This window comes from Bradyrhizobium sp. RT6a (genome assembly GCF_040547675.1).
GTDB lineage: Bacteria > Pseudomonadota > Alphaproteobacteria > Rhizobiales > Xanthobacteraceae > Bradyrhizobium.
The window spans coordinates 470,806-485,714 of the sequence record NZ_JBEPQC010000003.1; the positions used below are offsets into that span (position 1 = coordinate 470,806).

The window sequence follows — 14,909 nt, forward strand, 5'->3', positions numbered from 1 at the left end:
TGCCCACCCTACGAGACCTGCGGACTACGCGCTCACCATCGCATGCACCCTCTCGCAATGCGCGACGAGATTTGCGTGCGCATCGACGAAGGTTTTCAGCGGCGTCGGGATCGGGAAGTAATAGATGTTGGCGATGAAGCCGTAGATGCCGGCATCGATGCTGGCAGGCGTCGCGCCGTGGATGAAGCCGGCCGCCGGCACGATCTCCGCCAGCACCTGCAGATCGGCGAGTCCCCGCGCATAGGCCTGCTCGGGCGTGTAGCGGCCGATGCCCTGGAAATGATAGCGCTGCGCATTATACGCTTTCGCCTTCTCGAACCCTGCCGCGTCGATCTGCGGATGTTGCGCGATGAAGGCGTCGCGGAACGCGGGATAATAGCGTTCGTCCTTCCAGCGCGAATACGACATCACCCAGTAGAGATCGTCGAGCATGCGCGTGACGAAGTGGTTGATGCGGCGCTGCTCCGGTGAAAGCCCCGCGTCGATGGTCAGGCGGTATTTCGCGATCGCGTGCGCGATGATGGTCTCGCTGTCGCCGAGCGTCTCGCCGTCATCCACGATATAGGGCAGCTGCCCGCGCGGCGCCGCGGAGCCATCGAACACATGCTCATGCACGAACGGTACGCAAGCGAGTTTCAGGAAGGCATAGACCTTGAGGCCGTAGCCGTTGTTGTCGGCGACGCCGAACAGGTCTGGATAGGAGTAGAGGGTCAGCATCGGACGCGCTCCTCAAGCTGAAGTCGTATCGCCGCAGTGACGCCCTTGCAACAGTCTCGCGCTTTGTGCGCCGCCTCCTTCGATCGGAGGACGATAGGCGTCGCCCGTTCGCAGTATGGAATCGCTCGACATTCCTGCAGCGACCCAAGGCCCGACATGCGACGTTCATCGACCCGCCGAGTGATTGCCGCCCTGTGCTGTGGCACGGCATTTTTGGCCGGACTGGCTCTCGTCGCACCGGCGAAGGCCGCGGACATCGCGCCAAAACCGTACACGAAAGCGCCGCCGCTCGTGGCCTCGTCCTGGACCGGATTCTACGCCGGGCTCGGCCTCGGTTTTCGATCGACCAGTGCCGATCTCACCACCACGTCAGTGCTGCAAGACGGCGTTGCCCGCGACCTGACGCGAGCCGTGCTCACCCAGCCGTTCGACGGCACCGCCTTTCGCGTCAATCCCTATGCCGGCTTCAACTGGCAGGTCGCACCTAGTTGGATTGTCGGCGTCGAAGGCGATATCGGCTTCGGTGACAAGACCACGGCACTCCCCGGGTTTCGCGCCTCGCCCTGGGCCGGCTCGTCGACCTTTGGGGTCGACAGCCTGTCGGTCAAAGCGGGCTGGGATGCGACCTTGCGCGGCCGCGCCGGCTATCTGCTGACGCCGGCGACGCTGATCTATGTCACCGGCGGCCTCGCCTGGCAGCACTATGACGTCTCCCTGGTCTGCGTCAGCGCCAGCTGTGCCAGCAACGGCCTCGCACCCAATTTGATCTCGAAGTCCGCAACCAGTACCGGCTGGACATTAGGTGCCGGCATTGAGACCGCGCTTTGGGGCAACTGGCTCGTGCGCGCCGAGTATCGCTACGCGGATTTCGGCGCCGCGGCGTTCAATTTCACGCGCACGGCGACCGCAGGCCCGGTGCTCACGGTCGACAATTTCGACGCGAGCTTGCGGACCCACTCCGCAAGCGTCGGCCTCGCCTGGAAGTTCGGCGAGCCCGTCATCGGCGGCCGTTCGCATCCGCTGGCCGCGCAGGCCGCGATCCTGCCGTCCTGGACCGGCGCGTATGTGGGCTTGGGCCTGGGTGCGCGCGCCACGCGCACCGATCTCATCACGACGTCGGAATCGCGTGCCGGCTTCCCCGAGGATCTGACGCAGCGCGCCACCATTCGCCCGATGGACAACACCGCGTTCCACGTCAACCCCTATGCCGGCTATCTCTGGCAGTTCGCCCCGCAATGGACCGCGGGCGTCGAAGGCGAATTTGGTTTTGCCGACAGCACCACCACGCGCGAAGGCTTCACCACCATATCGCTCGCCGACTCCCAGTCGCGCGGCGAGAGCCTGGCGATTCGCACCAAATGGGACGCCAGCCTGCGGGGCCGGCTCGGCTATCTCGTGACACCGCAGACGCTGCTCTACGCGACCGGCGGCGTGGCCTGGCAGAACTACGAGCTGACCTCGACCTGCGTCAGCGTCGTCTGCGGCCTTTTCGGGTTGACGCCGGCGATCATCACGGGGTCAACCACAAAAGCAGGGTGGACGGCCGGCGGCGGCATCGAAACCGCGCTCTTCGGCCAGTGGCTGGCACGCGCCGAATATCGTTATGCCGACTACGGCAGTTCGTCCTTCACCTTCGCCAGATCCGCCACCGACGCCAGCCGCAATCCGTCCGCTAGCACCTACGACGTCGCGATGCGGACGCATCTGGCGACGTTCGGGGTGACGTATCGGTTTCAGTGAGTGGGAGCGTAGCGACGGTCTCGTAGCCCGCAAGGAGCAGAGCGGAATGCGGGGCGGTGGTCCCCGATTGCGCTTCCGCTTTCGCTCTCCGAGCTACGGCCGACAAGCCGCTCCATCCGGGTTACGAAGCCGGCGCAGCCTTGAACACCGCCAATTGCGCATCGAATGCCCGCCTGAACGCCGGCCGCGCTTCGCCGCGGGCGACATAGGCGGCGATATCTGGATACGCATCCAGCAGACCCGATGCGTTCAACCGGCGCAGCACGGTCACCATCATGAGATCGCCGGCGCTGAACGCGCCGTCGAGCCAGTCGGCATCGCCGAGGCGGCGGGCCAATTCGCCGAGCCTGACACGGACGCGATCCCTGAGCATCGGCAGCCGCTCCGCGTACCAGCTCTTGTCGCGCTCGAACAGCATGGCCATCCCGAGCTCGACGATCGGCGGCTCCAGCGTGCTCAGCGCGGCAAACATCCACGCGATCGCGCGGGCCCTGGCGTTTGGCTCAGTCGGCAGCAGCCCGGCACGGCGCTCCGCGATATGGAGCACGATCGCGCCGGATTCGAACAGGGCGAGATCGCCGTCCTCATAGGTCGGAATCTGCCCGAACGGATGCAGTGCGAGATGGGCCGGGTCCTTCAGCGCCGCGAACGACACCAGGCGGACATCATAAGGCTGGCCGACTTCCTCCAGCGCCCAGCGCACCCGCATGTCGCGCGCCTGTCCCTTGCCGCGGTCTGGCGAGTTTGCGAAGGCGGTGATGGTGGGAGGCATCGGGAGATCTCCATTCGTCGTCATTGCGAGCGCAGCGAAGCAATCCAGACTACCACCGCGGAGAAGGTCTGGATTGCTTCGTCGCAAGGGCTCCTCGCAATGACGGGGATGCGGCAGCGCCGCTCGGTTTCGTAGTTTGCGTGCGGAGGACGAATGACGCGGGCAGATTCCGACAGCTTACCCGCGTCCATTTTGGCGGTATCGTGTTGCCCAATCCACAGTGTCGTCCCGGCGAAGACCGGGACCCATACCGCGTAATTTGTCGGTTGCGGGTAGTCACAATACCGAGCGACCAGTTATCGCAAAACGTCTTCTGAGGGTATGGGTCCTGGCCTTCGCCGGGACGAGGGCTGAGTGTTGGCGATATTCTCAACCTGCCTTACGAACCGATCCACGCCGCCAACTCCCGCCACGGCTCCAGCGTCCAATGCCCGGACGCCGCCCCGGACGGCGAAGGCAGCACGAACACCTCGGGCAAACTCTCAACGCGCGGCTGCCGCCCCAGCGCAATCCCGCTCGATGGCCTGCCGTAAAACAGGCTCGCCGCCTTCTTGCTCGTGAACGCAATCGTCCTCGGGCGAAACTTCTCGATCTTGGCCCTGAACCCCGGCACGTCGATCGTCTCAGCCGCGATCTGGTGATCCATCCCGGCGCCCGACTTGGAGAGATCGGTGAAGCCGATCCCGAGCTCGATCAGCGCGGCGAACTCGCCCGGCTGGTAGCGCCGCGGCGTGATCCCGGCCTCATGGATTGCGCGCCAGAAGCGGTTGCCGGGATGGGCGTAGTAGTGCCCGAGCTCGGCCGAACGAGTGCTGGCGGCGGTGCCGACGAAGACGAGGCGGAGGTTGGGGAGGAGTTGGTCCGGGAGGCGGTGCAGCGGGGCTTCGGGCAAATTGTCTATCCGTGGAGCTGCAGCCCGTGTGAGCGGGGGCGGCATTTGGGTGGGCTGTCAATGCGGGATGTCGCTTCGCTCATCCCGGCTACAGTCAATGCGCTCCGCGCTCTTTCAGTCTATCGATCCACTCGCCGTTTAGGCCATGGAGAGCACCTTCAATTGGCCAGCCGGGAGATGTCTCGATCAAGTGAAGCAGCGACCAAGCAATTCCGAGACAATCATCTGGCCCGAACAGCCGCACCAAAGCTTTTGCCTCGTCATCCGTAATCGGTGTTTGCACTTCGCCGAGCAAAACTTCCAGTTCCCGCAATTCCGGCGCGGTGGCAGCACTTGAACTCGGCAACGGGCCGATTTGAGCAAGGCGCTCAACGGCTGGCTGCATTATTGCTTTCTCCTCTCGTCTTCTCATCGGCTCGGGAAAGGCTCCACGACGGATACTCAAGGTTACGAAGCGTCCGTTGTGGGTTCAAGTATTGTGCCGGTCGGACCTATTCGGAAGCTGTACATCTAGATGGATGTCATCAAAAATGAAGCCGAGCTCTCGCCCGGCTTCGCTTCCGATGGATGCCCGAGCAAGCCCCGCCATGGCGAGGAAGGGGCGCTCACAACACCCGATTGCTCTCCTTCACCTTCTCCGCATCCAGATACAAGTTCTCGCCCATCTCCTTGAACTTCGCGCTCATCTTGGCCATGCCGTCCTCGGCGGTCCCGCCCATCGACATGCCGACGCCGTTCGGATCGTTCAGCGTCGCCGCGTAGTCCCGCACGTCCTGGGTAATCTTCATCGAGCAGAATTTTGGGCCGCACATCGAGCAGAAATGGGCGACCTTGTGAGCTTCCTTCGGCAGGGTCTCGTCGTGGAAGTTCTTGGCGGTGTCGGGGTCGAGGCCGAGGTTGAACTGGTCGCTCCAGCGGAAGTCGAATCGGGCGCGGGAGAGCGCGTCGTCGCGCAGCTGGGCTGCCGGGTGGCCCTTGGCGAGATCGGAGGCGTGGGCGGCGATCTTGTAGGTGATGACGCCGACCTTGACGTCGTTGCGGTCGGGCAGGCCGAGATGCTCCTTCGGCGTGACGTAGCAGAGCATGGCGCAGCCGAACCAGCCGATCATGGCTGCACCGATGCCGGAGGTGATGTGGTCATAGCCCGGCGCGATGTCGGTGGTCAGGGGCCCGAGGGTGTAGAACGGCGCTTCGCCGCATTCCTTGAGCTGCTTGTCCATGTTGATCTTGATCTTGTGCATCGGCACGTGGCCGGGGCCTTCGATCATGACCTGGCAGCCCTTGTCCCAGGCGATCTTCGTGAGCTCGCCGAGCGTCTCGAGTTCGGCGAACTGCGCGCGGTCGTTGGCGTCCGCGATCGAGCCCGGGCGCAGGCCGTCGCCTAGCGAGAACGAGACGTCATACTTGCGCATGAGGTCGCAGATCTCGTCGAAATGGGTGTAGAGGAAGCTTTCCTTGTGATGCGCCAGGCACCACTTCGCCATGATCGAGCCGCCGCGGCTGACGATGCCGGTGACGCGGCTGGCGGTGAGGTGGATATATTGCAGGCGCACGCCGGCGTGGATGGTGAAATAGTCGACGCCCTGTTCGCACTGCTCGATCAGCGTGTCCTTGTAGAGCTCCCAGGTCAGCTTGACGGGATCGCCGTCGCACTTCTCCAGCGCCTGATAAATCGGAACGGTGCCGATCGGCACCGGCGCATTGCGCAGGATCCATTCGCGGGTGGTGTGGATGTTGCGGCCGGTGGAGAGGTCCATCACGGTGTCGGCGCCCCAGCGGATCGCCCACACCATCTTCTCGACCTCTTCCTCGACCGACGAGGTCACCGCCGAGTTGCCGATATTGGCGTTGATCTTGGTCAGGAAGTTGCGGCCGATGATCATCGGCTCGAGCTCACTGTGGTTGATATTGCAGGGGATGATAGCGCGGCCGCGGGCGATCTCGCTGCGGACGAACTCCGGGGTGATGAAAGCGGGGACTTCGGCGCCAAAACTTTCGCCGTCGGCGAGGGCTGCTTCGGCACGTTCGAGCTGCTGTTTGCGGCCGAGATTTTCGCGGGCGGCGACGTAGATCATCTCCTTGGTGATGATGCCGGCACGGGCGAATTCGAGCTGGGTGATCTTGTGGCCGTCGAGGCCGCGCAGCGGCTGATGATAGGCCGAGAAGGCGCGCGCGGCCTTGTCGGTGGAGACGCTGCCATTGTCCTCCGGCTTGATCTGCCGGCCCTGATATTCCTCGACGCCGCCGCGCTCCAGCACCCAGGCCTTGCGGCCGCGCGCGAGACCGGCGTTGACGTCGATGGTCACGGACGGGTCGGTGTAGGGCCCGGAGGTATCGTACACCGGCAGGTTCGGCTCGCCGGCGCCTTCGGACAGGATGATCTCGCGCAAGGGCACGCGGAGATCAGGGGCGGCATCGGGCGAGGCGAAGATTTTTCGCGACGAGGGCAGCGGGCCGGTGGTGACGGCGGGGACGGTCTTGTCGGGATTGGAGCGGATGTTCATGGGATCCTCCGGTTTAATTCGGTTGTGTGTGCGCCGAAACGACGCTGGTGATCATTTGCTCCGTCATTGCGAGGAGCTCTTGCGACGAAGCAATCCAGACTGTCTCTGCGGAGAGACTCTGGATTGCTTCGCTGCGCTCGCAATGACGGGGTGAGAGAGTGAGGCGCACGCATCACGCCGCCTCCGCGGACAGGCCGAGCCACTGCCGCACCCGCGCATCGGGGTCGGCGTTCTGGGTGACGTCGCTGACGACGGCGATGGAATCCGCGCCGGCGGCAAAGATCTCCGCGGCGTGCTCGAACTTGATGCCGCCGATCGCGACCAGCGGGATGGTGCCGATGCGCTTCTTCCATTCCGCGATCTTTGGAATGCCCTGCGGCTCGAAGCGCATCGACTTCAAGGTGGTGAAGAAGATCGGGCCCAGCGCGACATAGTCGGGTTTTGCGGCCAGCGCCGTTTCCAGCTCGGCATCGTCATGGGTGGAGACGCCGAGCGACAGGCCGGCCTCGCGGATGGCGCCGAGGTCTGCGTCGGCAAGGTCCTCCTGGCCGAGATGCAGATACTTTGCGCCGGCGACGATCGCCGCGCGCCAATAGTCGTTGACGACGAGCTTGGCTTGCGTGCCCGCGGTGATCGCGAGCGCATCGGTGACCATCTGCAGCGATTGCGAATCGTCGAGGTCTTTTGCCCGCAGCTGGATGGTGCCGACGCCGAGTCTGGTCAGGCGTTCGACCCAAGCGAGGCTGTCGACGACTGGATAGAAGCGATCAGGATACGGCATGCCAAAAGGGTGTCCCAACGACAGGGGTGGAAGGGGAGGCGAAATCGCGGGCGTTCATCAGCCCGGCTTCGTAAGCGGTGCGGCCGGCCTCGATGCCGAGGCGGAAAGCGTTGGCCATCGCGACGGGATCGGCGGCTTTTGCGATGGCGGTGTTGAGCAGCACGGCGTCGTAGCCGAGCTCGAGCGCCTGCGCCGCATGCGAGGGCGCGCCGATGCCGGCATCGACCACCAACGTGATATCGGGCAGCCGCTCGCGCATCAGCTTGAGCGCATCGCGGTTGGTGATGCCCTTCGCGCTGCCGATCGGCGCGGCCCACGGCATCACCACCTTGCAGCCGGCATCGACCAAGCGGTTGGCGACCGAGAGATCCTCGGTGCAATAGGGGAACACCTCAAAGCCGTCCTTGATCAGGATGGTGGCGGCTTCCACAAGTCCGACCACATCGGGCTGCAGCGTGTCGTTGTCGGCGATGACTTCGAGCTTGATCCAGGACGTCGCAAACAATTCGCGCGCGAGCTTGGCTGTGGTCACCGCCTCGCGCACGCTGCGGCAGCCGGCGGTGTTCGGCAGCACGGTGACGTCGAGCTCGCGGATCAGGTTCCAGAACGCATCGCCGGTCTTGCCGCCGGCGGATTCGCGCCGCAGCGACACGGTGACGATGTTCGAGCCCGAGGCGCGGATCGCCGACTGCATGATCGCAGGCGAGGGGTAAAGCGCGCTGCCGATCAGCAGGCGGGAGGGGAAGGTCTTGCCGTAGAAGGTCACCATGGGGAAGGTGTCTCCTCAAATTCAACTGTCGTCCCGGCGAAGGCCGGGACCCATACCGCGTGATTTCCCTTAGGGCAGCTTGGCAGAGACCTTCCGTCCCAATGAAGGACGGTGGCTATGGGTCCCGGCCTTCGCCGGGACGACAAGGAGAGAGAACGTGCGATCATCCTCACCCTCCCTGCCGCGGCGTGATGATCTCGATCTCGTCGCCGGCCTTCAGCGCGGTCTCGGCCCAGCGGCTCTTCGGCACGACGTCGTAGTTCAGCGCGATCGCGAAATGGGTGCCCTCGTAGTCGAGCTCGCTGAGCAGCGCGTCGACGCTGGCCGAATTGATCTCGCGTTGCTCGCCGTTGACGATCACGCGCATTGCATCACCTCATTGTCGATCTGGCCGCGCTCGACAAAGCTAAGCGTCAGCTCGGCAAGCGCCGGCGCGATCAGGAAGCCGTGGCGGTACAGGCCGTTCACGCTGATCGTGTTGCCGCGAATGCCGATGCGCGGCAGATTGTCGGGGAAAGCGGGGCGCAGGCCGGAGCCGAATTCGACGATGCGGGCCTCGCCGAAGGCGGGATGCACGGCATAGGCCGCGCCCAACAGCTCCAGCGCCGAGCGCACGCTGACCCCGGTGTCCTCGGCCTCGATCGAGGTCGCGCCCAGCATGAACAGATTGTCCTCGCGCGGGATCACATAGAGCGGCCAGCGCGGATGGATCAGCCGCACCGGGCGCGCGAGCTGCACCTCGGCGGTTTCGATCAGGATCATCTCGCCCTTGACGCCGCGAAGCTCCGGCTGCTCGTCGCGCGCGGAAAGGCCGCGGCAGTCGATGACGATGCCGTCTAGGTCCGTGGCGGCGACGTCACTGTCGAATTTGATGGTGCCGCCGGCGGCGCGGATGCGCTCGTGCAGTTTCGGCAGCACGCGGCGCGGCTCGACATGGCCCTCGGTCGGAAAGAACAGCGCGTCGCGGAAGCGGCCTTCGAGCGACGGCTCGAGCTCGGCAAGGCCGGCGGCATCGAGCCGGCGATGGCCTTCGGTCATCCGGGCAAAACGCTCGAAGTCGTTGCGCTCGCGCGGGTGGGCGACGACCAGCGAACCGTTGAAGGGCGTGTCGGGCAGCTCGCGCCGCCAGATGTCGAGCGAGCGCAGGCCGAGCCTGGAGATGATCGGTTCGGAAACTTCCGCCTCGCAATAGGGCGCGAGCATGCCGCCGGCCCAATGGCTGGTGGCATCGGTCATGTCGGCGTCACCGCGCTCGTGCAGGGTGACGGCGTGGCCGGCCTGCGCGAACAGCAGAGCCTGCCAGGCGCCCGCAATGCCTGCGCCGATGATGGATACCGGGGAATCCGGTCGCTTGGTCGTCTGCAACATCCCTGTCCCTTCGCCGGCATGACCCGGATCAGGTTCAAAGGGTCACCGCGGTCCTGGGCGGATTTGCCCATTTAGCGGTATCTCAGCTCCTCCTCGGAGCACCCCTCGGAACGGCTCTAATGTATGCCAGCAGGACTGGGTGGTCAACGCGTTTGGCGGGAACCGCGCTTACCTGGGCGCCTGCGCCCGGGCGTTGCGAACGCGCTGGGCGAGCTTACGGTGCGGGACGGTGCCGAACATCGGCTGCGGATTGCCGTTCGGCTCGAGCCAAGGGGCGCTCATATTGGCCTCGCCCATATTGGCGACTTGGACGGCCTCCTGCCGCTGCCGCTTTGCGGCGTAGTAATAGCCGCCGGCGAAATAACGAACGGCTCTCGCATGATCGCCATTGGCGGCGTGATAGGCGCCGGCGAGATATTTCACGGCATAGGTGAGGTTGGTGTTGGGATCGCGCAGGCCGGCGGCGTCGCCGGTGTAGCCGACCCCGCGGGCGGTCGCGAGCTTGATCTGCATCAGCCCGATGGTGCCGCCATGGCCGACCAGGCCAGGCTGATAGCGGCTCTCGCGCATGATGACGCGATGCACGAGCGCCTCCGGCACGCCGTTGGCGCGCGCATGGGCCGCGACCATCTCGGCGTACTCCGCTTGGCCCGCGAATGCGGCCTGCGGCAACGTCAGTCCGGCCGCGAGCAGCGCGGCAACATGTAAAATTTTCATCAGATATCCCGGAGGTCCCTGAGACTGATTGAACGCCTGCGCCCGGCTGCCGTTTAGGCCCCCGAACGCGGCGATGATGTGACCAAACGCCACCGTTAAATGTTTGTGCGGCGCCGAGCCGCTGTGACGACTCAATGCTGGCGCAGGAGTTCCTTCAGGCGGACAACTCGCGACAGCAGGCCTGTCTATTCGCATGGGCGGACGAAAGCGAGTATGTCACGGCCAGCGAATCGGGAGAGGTGCCATGACAAAATCAACCATGGTCAATGCCCACACCGGCGAGATCCCCAGACATAACCCCTGTGCTCAATGCGGCACGCCGATCGCGCAGCCCGACTGGATCGAGCCGGGCGAGGGGCGCGTCTCCTATCTCTGGACCTGCCACGCCTGCAATTATCGCTTCGAGGCGGTGGCGATCTTCGACGAGGCCGCGCTCCAACACCCGCCGCTCGCGGCCTGAGGTTTATCTTTGGGCATGATCTTTTCGGAAAACCGCTGCACACTTTTCCGGATCATGCCTCAAGCCGCAAAGCCGCGGCTGCTGCCGCACAAGCAACTGCATCCGCTCGATCACGCGCGCGCGCGATCGTCGGCGGGAAACGGTGCGCTGCAAAATGTTCCTGAGTGACTTAGGAACAATCACGCGCAGCTCTGATACTCGCGCATCGCGCGACGAAATTGCAGCGCGCGCGGAACTGGGACTGATCCGGACTGTTTTCTCCGCACAAGTTTTCTGCTGAAGGAGAGGACAATATGTTGATGAAATCGATCGCGGCCGGTCTCGCCGGTACCGCACTGCTCGCAACCGTTGCGTTCGCGCAAAATCCGACCGCCACCACCGACAAGGCGCCGGCTGCCGCCGCCTCGACCACCACCACGACCGCGTCGGGACAGTGGCGTACGTCCAAGATGGACGGCATCAAGGTCTACAACGACGCCAACGAGAACATCGGCTCGATCAATGATCTGCTGATGGACAAGAGCGGCAACATCAAGATCGCCGTGATCGGCGTCGGTGGCTTCCTCGGCCTGGGCGAGCATCTGGTCGCGGTGCCCTATGAGAAGCTGAAGTTCGTCAACGAGGCGGTTGCCTACACCGGCGCTGCTGGCAACAACCCGAACAGCGCAGCCAACCGGCCCGCGGCGAGCACCACGACGGGTGCCGCGACCGGCACCGACAACAAGCCCGCGACGACAACGACCGCGTCGTCCTCGTCGAAATGGTATCCGGACCACGCCGTGTTCAATGCGAGCAAGGACGAGCTGAAGAACATGCCCGAGTTCAAGTACTCGGAGTAATTCGGCTCTGAACGGCTAAACGAAGCGCGCCCGGTTTTTGCCGGGCGCGCTGTCGTGTCTTTTTTCGTCTGCCGTCATTGCGACCCTCAGTCCGAGGAGCCCGCTGCAGGCGGGCTCTCGAAGGACGGGGCGGGCGCGGGATAGCCGCTAACGGCCAACTCCGCCCCGCCACTCCGCAATCAGCCTCAGCCATGCCGCCGAATGAAACGCGCTCATCAGCAGATACATCGGCACCATCCCTCCGAGCATCGCCCCGTGTCCGGAGCCGCACAGCGCGTCCGCCGGGCCATCGAGCACGGCCGTCAGCACGGCCATGATCGCGAAGGTCGGCGTGGCCGCCAGCCCGAGCCATGTGGCGAGGTGGCGCGCCGCCACCACACCGTTGCGGCTCGCGCCGGCAGTTGCGCTGAGGGGACTAGTCACGTCCTTCAGCGGCCTCCTCGCGAAAGGCCTTTTCGCCGGCGGTCGAGATCTCGACCCATTTCTTGTCAGGTGCCGCACCTTCGGTGTAGCTGTCGTGCCAGTTCCACCATTTGTAGGTCGGCGTCTGCGGGTAGCCTTTCGGCGAATCCTCCCAGACCTCCTGCCGTCCCAGCGGCGTGATGTCGAGATAATTCCAGGTGCCGCCCATCTGCTCGTCGCCGCGGCTCTTGACGAAGTAGGTGCGGAATATCCGATCTCCGGCGCGGTAGAACACGTTGGTCCCGTGCCATTCGTCGACGCCGAAATCCGCATCGAAGCTGTCGGTGACGGTGACCCATGGCATGGTCCAGCCCATCCGCTGCTTCAGCCTGATGATATCGGCCTGCGGCGCGCGCGAGGCGAACACCAGCGTGGTGTCGCGGGCATTCAGGTGCGAGACATGGGCGACCTGATCGGCCACCATGGAGCAGCCGCGGCAGGCGTGATCCGGCCAGCCGAACACGCCCGGCTCGAAGAAGGCGCGGTAGACGATCAGCTGCCGCCGGCCCTGAAATAAGTCGTGCAGACTGACCTTGCCGCCGGGCCCCTCGAACGCATAGGTTTTGGTCACTTCCATCCACGGCATGCGCCGGCGCTCGGCGGCCAGGGCGTCGCGGGCACGGGTATGCGCCTTTTCCTTCACGAGCAGTTGCTGACGGGCGGCCTCCCAGTCCTGCGGCGACACCACCGGCGGTGTTTGCATGGCGGCCTGTCCGTTATTTCCTGCGTTGTCAGCTGATGTCATCATGGCTCTCCAACTTTTCCCGGGCGGTCGTTCCGTATCTCACTATGCAAGATGCGGAACCGCTCGCTCCTCGCCGCACATTGTCGGCCGTCAACGATCTCTCGCACCGGACAGTTGCGCGGTGGGAGTAACAAGTGTGGCGGGATTTGAATGGAGTCGCTGATCACGGCCGCGGCCCGCGCGCTCGAAGCCGGCGATCCGCTCGGCGCGCTGAACCGCGTCGCGCTGCGCAACGATGCACCTTCGCTGGCGCTGCGCGGCATCGCGATGGCGCAGCTCGGCGATCTCGCGAAGGCGAAGACGCTGCTGCGCAGCGCCGCACGCGCCTTCGGTCCGAGAGAGGCGGTCGCGCGTGCAAGATGCGTGGTGGCGGAGGCCGAGATCGCACTCGTCTCGCGCGACCTGAATTGGCCGGCAAACACGCTCGCGGCGGCGCGGGCGACGCTCGAAGGTCACGGTGACCTCGCCAACGCCGCCCATGCGGGTCACATCGAGGCGCGCCGACTGCTCCTTCTCGGGCGTCTCGACGAGGCCGAACGCACGCTGGCCGAGATCAAGACCACGCCGATGCCCCCGGCTGCGCAGGTCGCCCGCGAGCTCGTGATCGCCGGCATCGCCATCAGGCGGCTCCGAACGAAAGACGCGCGCGTGGCGCTCGGGCGCGCGGCGAGCGCAGCGCGGCAGGCCGGCATTCCAGCACTTGCGGCCGAGGTCGAAGGCACGAGCCGCGTGCTCGACACGCCCGCAGCGCGCCTGATCACGCGCGGGCACGAACGGCCGTTGCGGCTCGAGGAGGTCGAGGACCTCGCGACATCGGAGGCGCTCGTGGTGGACACATTCCATCACGCGGTTCGCAGGCGAGGCATCCTCGTGCCGCTCGGAAGACGGCCGGTGCTGTTCGCGCTCGCCCGCATCCTGGCGCAGGCCTGGCCCGCCGATGTCTCGCGGGAAGCGTTGATCACGGGAGCGTTTCAGGCGAGGCACGTCGACGAATCGCATCGCGCCCGGCTCCGCGTCGAAATCGGGCGGCTCCGCACCAAGCTCGAGCCTCTCGCCGACATCAGCGCGACGAAGGAGGGTTTTGTGCTGACACCGCGCAAGACGCGGCAGGTTCTCGTGCTGGCACGGCCCGTCGAGGAGAAGCACGCCAGCGTGCTGGCTTTCCTCTCCGACGGCGAGCCCTGGTCGAGCTCGGCGCTCGCGCTGGCGCTGGCAACGAGCGCGCGCACCGTGCAGCGGGCCCTCGAAGAGCTAGCACGATCGAACAAGGTGCAGTCCTTCGGACACGGACGGGCGCGGCGCTGGATGACGCCGCCCGTCCCGGGTTTCCCGACAGGCTTGTTACTCCCCGGATCGCTCATGAAGACGTAAGGTGGGATTCACACCACAGGGACCGAGCAGATGAAACGTTCAGCCGCCGAGATCGTCAGGGAATACGGGCCCTTTGCGGGCGTCGAAGCCGTGCACGGCGTCACCTATGACGGCAGCCATATGTGGTTCGCATCCGGCGACAGATTGAATGCGGTCGATCCGGCCGACGGCAAAATCGCCCGCTCCATCGATGTCGCCGCGCACGCGGGAACGGCGTTCGACGGCCGGCACTTGTTCCAGATCGCCGAGGACCGCATCCAGAAGATTGACGCTGCGACCGGCAAGGTGCTCGCCACCATCCCTGCACCTGGCGGCGGTGGCGATTCCGGATTGGCCTGGGCCGAGGGCTCGCTCTGGGTCGGGCAGTATCGGGAGCGCAAGATCCATCAGGTCGATCCCCAGACGGGAAAAATTCTCCGCACCATCGAAAGCAAGCGCTTCGTCACCGGCGTGACCTGGGTCGACGGCGAGCTCTGGCACGGCACCTGGGAAGGCGAGGACAGCGACATCAGGCGGATCGACCCAGATACGGGCAAGGTGCTGGAGCAGCTCGACCTGCCCGCCGGGACGATGGTGTCAGGATTGGAGTCCGACGGCGGCGACCGTTTCTTCTGCGGTGGCGGAGATCGCGGCAATGTGAGAGCGGTCCGCCGTCCCAAACGCGGCTAGCCTCGTGAGGGCTGCCTGAATCCGCGGCAATTGCGCACTCGCAGCCGTTAACCCATTCGCCGCAATTCCACCCCATCGGTACGCTCTAGCGCCCCTCTCTCCC

Annotated in this window: 18 protein-coding genes and 1 riboswitch; of the genes, 6 read left to right on the forward strand and 12 right to left on the reverse strand. The window is 65.1% G+C overall.

Translation table 11 applies throughout. The annotated features are described in order from the left end of the window. Positions 1-24: 24 nt before the first annotated feature. Entirely contained in the window at positions 25-717 is a 693-nt protein-coding gene (locus tag ABIC03_RS20230; RefSeq protein ID WP_354060405.1) for a glutathione S-transferase family protein, read from the reverse strand. A gap of 156 nt (positions 718-873) precedes the next feature. Between ABIC03_RS20230 and ABIC03_RS20235 the strand changes: the two genes are divergently transcribed. Beyond that, complete coding sequence (locus ABIC03_RS20235) at positions 874-2,457, forward strand: outer membrane protein (protein ID WP_354060407.1); 1,584 nt, start codon at positions 874-876, stop codon at positions 2,455-2,457. A gap of 121 nt (positions 2,458-2,578) precedes the next feature. Here the strand turns inward: ABIC03_RS20235 and ABIC03_RS20240 are convergent, their stop codons facing one another. The 9 genes from ABIC03_RS20240 to ABIC03_RS20280 form a co-directional block, all read right to left on the reverse strand. Beyond that, entirely contained in the window at positions 2,579-3,229 is a 651-nt protein-coding gene (locus ABIC03_RS20240; protein WP_354060409.1) for a glutathione S-transferase family protein, read from the reverse strand. Positions 3,230-3,608: 379 nt separating this feature from the next. Beyond that, positions 3,609-4,166: a mismatch-specific DNA-glycosylase gene (locus ABIC03_RS20245; RefSeq protein ID WP_502916929.1), complete on the reverse strand. Its 558-nt coding sequence runs from the start codon at positions 4,164-4,166 to the stop codon at positions 3,609-3,611. A gap of 49 nt (positions 4,167-4,215) precedes the next feature. After that, positions 4,216-4,506 carry a hypothetical protein gene (locus tag ABIC03_RS20250; RefSeq protein ID WP_354060413.1) on the reverse strand — a complete coding sequence of 97 codons (291 nt, stop codon included), beginning with the start codon at positions 4,504-4,506 and terminating at the stop codon, positions 4,216-4,218. 220 nt (positions 4,507-4,726) lie between these two features. Beyond that, the gene (gene thiC / locus ABIC03_RS20255; RefSeq protein ID WP_354060415.1) at positions 4,727-6,625 is read right to left on the reverse strand and encodes a phosphomethylpyrimidine synthase ThiC; all 1,899 of its coding nucleotides are present in this window, start codon (positions 6,623-6,625) and stop codon (positions 4,727-4,729) included. 172 nt (positions 6,626-6,797) lie between these two features. Next, positions 6,798-7,406 carry a thiamine phosphate synthase gene (locus tag ABIC03_RS20260; protein WP_354060417.1) on the reverse strand — a complete coding sequence of 203 codons (609 nt, stop codon included), beginning with the start codon at positions 7,404-7,406 and terminating at the stop codon, positions 6,798-6,800. Continuing rightward, positions 7,393-8,175 (reverse strand): thiazole synthase, encoded by a 783-nt coding sequence (locus ABIC03_RS20265; RefSeq protein ID WP_275173969.1) that lies wholly within the window; start codon positions 8,173-8,175, stop codon positions 7,393-7,395. Before ABIC03_RS20265 ends, ABIC03_RS20260 begins: the two co-directional genes overlap by 14 nt. A 169-nt stretch (positions 8,176-8,344) precedes the next feature. After that, the gene (gene thiS, locus ABIC03_RS20270) at positions 8,345-8,542 is read right to left on the reverse strand and encodes a sulfur carrier protein ThiS (protein ID WP_007600772.1); all 198 of its coding nucleotides are present in this window, start codon (positions 8,540-8,542) and stop codon (positions 8,345-8,347) included. After that, positions 8,533-9,543 carry an FAD-dependent oxidoreductase gene (locus ABIC03_RS20275; RefSeq protein ID WP_354060420.1) on the reverse strand — a complete coding sequence of 337 codons (1,011 nt, stop codon included), beginning with the start codon at positions 9,541-9,543 and terminating at the stop codon, positions 8,533-8,535. The genes thiS and ABIC03_RS20275 overlap by 10 nt, the downstream gene beginning before the upstream one ends. Continuing rightward, positions 9,531-9,659, reverse strand: a riboswitch (TPP riboswitch). It overlaps the preceding gene by 13 nt. Positions 9,660-9,711: 52 nt before the next feature. Further along, positions 9,712-10,260, reverse strand: a complete 549-nt coding sequence (locus tag ABIC03_RS20280; RefSeq protein ID WP_354060422.1) for a transglycosylase SLT domain-containing protein — start codon at positions 10,258-10,260, stop codon at positions 9,712-9,714. A 244-nt stretch (positions 10,261-10,504) separates the two neighbouring features. Here ABIC03_RS20280 and ABIC03_RS20285 point away from each other — a divergent pair, with 244 nt between their 5' ends. The 3 genes from ABIC03_RS20285 (at position 10,505) to ABIC03_RS20295 (ending at position 11,559) form a co-directional block, all read left to right on the forward strand. Further along, positions 10,505-10,720 (forward strand): hypothetical protein, encoded by a 216-nt coding sequence (locus ABIC03_RS20285; RefSeq protein WP_275173965.1) that lies wholly within the window; start codon positions 10,505-10,507, stop codon positions 10,718-10,720. A 15-nt stretch (positions 10,721-10,735) separates the two neighbouring features. Then, positions 10,736-10,888: a hypothetical protein gene (locus ABIC03_RS20290; RefSeq protein ID WP_354060424.1), complete on the forward strand. Its 153-nt coding sequence runs from the start codon at positions 10,736-10,738 to the stop codon at positions 10,886-10,888. A 125-nt stretch (positions 10,889-11,013) separates the two neighbouring features. Then, positions 11,014-11,559, forward strand: a complete 546-nt coding sequence (locus ABIC03_RS20295) for a PRC-barrel domain-containing protein (protein WP_275173963.1) — start codon at positions 11,014-11,016, stop codon at positions 11,557-11,559. Between the two features lie 147 nt (positions 11,560-11,706). Here ABIC03_RS20295 and ABIC03_RS20300 read toward each other — a convergent pair whose 3' ends face one another. Both ABIC03_RS20300 and ABIC03_RS20305 read right to left on the reverse strand, forming a co-directional pair. Further along, positions 11,707-11,982, reverse strand: a complete 276-nt coding sequence (locus tag ABIC03_RS20300; protein WP_354060426.1) for a hypothetical protein — start codon at positions 11,980-11,982, stop codon at positions 11,707-11,709. Next, a complete protein-coding gene (locus tag ABIC03_RS20305; RefSeq protein WP_354060428.1) occupies positions 11,975-12,769 on the reverse strand; it encodes a DUF899 domain-containing protein in 795 nt (264 codons plus the stop codon). The genes ABIC03_RS20300 and ABIC03_RS20305 overlap by 8 nt, the downstream gene beginning before the upstream one ends. 147 nt (positions 12,770-12,916) lie before the next feature. Between ABIC03_RS20305 and ABIC03_RS20310 the strand changes: the two genes are divergently transcribed. Together ABIC03_RS20310 and ABIC03_RS20315 are read left to right on the forward strand one after the other, a co-directional pair. Then, complete coding sequence (locus ABIC03_RS20310; protein ID WP_354060430.1) at positions 12,917-14,137, forward strand: helix-turn-helix domain-containing protein; 1,221 nt, start codon at positions 12,917-12,919, stop codon at positions 14,135-14,137. Between the two features lie 30 nt (positions 14,138-14,167). Further along, positions 14,168-14,806: a Vgb family protein gene (locus tag ABIC03_RS20315; RefSeq protein ID WP_275173956.1), complete on the forward strand. Its 639-nt coding sequence runs from the start codon at positions 14,168-14,170 to the stop codon at positions 14,804-14,806. The last annotated feature ends 103 nt before the right edge of the window (positions 14,807-14,909 follow it).

Bases quoted from the DNA above. Each gene is read 5' to 3' on its own strand.
- ABIC03_RS20230 (WP_354060405.1), bottom strand. From the start codon at position 717: ATGCTGACCCTCTACTCCTATCCAGACCTGTTCGGCGTCGCCGACAAC.
- ABIC03_RS20235 (WP_354060407.1), top strand. From the start codon at position 874: ATGCGACGTTCATCGACCCGCCGAGTGATTGCCGCCCTGTGCTGTGGC.
- ABIC03_RS20240 (WP_354060409.1), bottom strand. From the start codon at position 3,229: ATGCCTCCCACCATCACCGCCTTCGCAAACTCGCCAGACCGCGGCAAG.
- ABIC03_RS20245 (WP_502916929.1), bottom strand. From the start codon at position 4,166: ATGCCGCCCCCGCTCACACGGGCTGCAGCTCCACGGATAGACAATTTG.
- ABIC03_RS20250 (WP_354060413.1), bottom strand. From the start codon at position 4,506: ATGCAGCCAGCCGTTGAGCGCCTTGCTCAAATCGGCCCGTTGCCGAGT.
- thiC (WP_354060415.1), bottom strand. From the start codon at position 6,625: ATGAACATCCGCTCCAATCCCGACAAGACCGTCCCCGCCGTCACCACC.
- ABIC03_RS20260 (WP_354060417.1), bottom strand. From the start codon at position 7,406: ATGCCGTATCCTGATCGCTTCTATCCAGTCGTCGACAGCCTCGCTTGG.
- ABIC03_RS20265 (WP_275173969.1), bottom strand. From the start codon at position 8,175: ATGGTGACCTTCTACGGCAAGACCTTCCCCTCCCGCCTGCTGATCGGC.
- thiS (WP_007600772.1), bottom strand. From the start codon at position 8,542: ATGCGCGTGATCGTCAACGGCGAGCAACGCGAGATCAATTCGGCCAGC.
- ABIC03_RS20275 (WP_354060420.1), bottom strand. From the start codon at position 9,543: ATGTTGCAGACGACCAAGCGACCGGATTCCCCGGTATCCATCATCGGC.
- ABIC03_RS20280 (WP_354060422.1), bottom strand. From the start codon at position 10,260: ATGAAAATTTTACATGTTGCCGCGCTGCTCGCGGCCGGACTGACGTTG.
- ABIC03_RS20285 (WP_275173965.1), top strand. From the start codon at position 10,505: ATGACAAAATCAACCATGGTCAATGCCCACACCGGCGAGATCCCCAGA.
- ABIC03_RS20290 (WP_354060424.1), top strand. From the start codon at position 10,736: ATGATCTTTTCGGAAAACCGCTGCACACTTTTCCGGATCATGCCTCAA.
- ABIC03_RS20295 (WP_275173963.1), top strand. From the start codon at position 11,014: ATGTTGATGAAATCGATCGCGGCCGGTCTCGCCGGTACCGCACTGCTC.
- ABIC03_RS20305 (WP_354060428.1), bottom strand. From the start codon at position 12,769: ATGATGACATCAGCTGACAACGCAGGAAATAACGGACAGGCCGCCATG.
- ABIC03_RS20310 (WP_354060430.1), top strand. From the start codon at position 12,917: ATGGAGTCGCTGATCACGGCCGCGGCCCGCGCGCTCGAAGCCGGCGAT.
- ABIC03_RS20315 (WP_275173956.1), top strand. From the start codon at position 14,168: ATGAAACGTTCAGCCGCCGAGATCGTCAGGGAATACGGGCCCTTTGCG.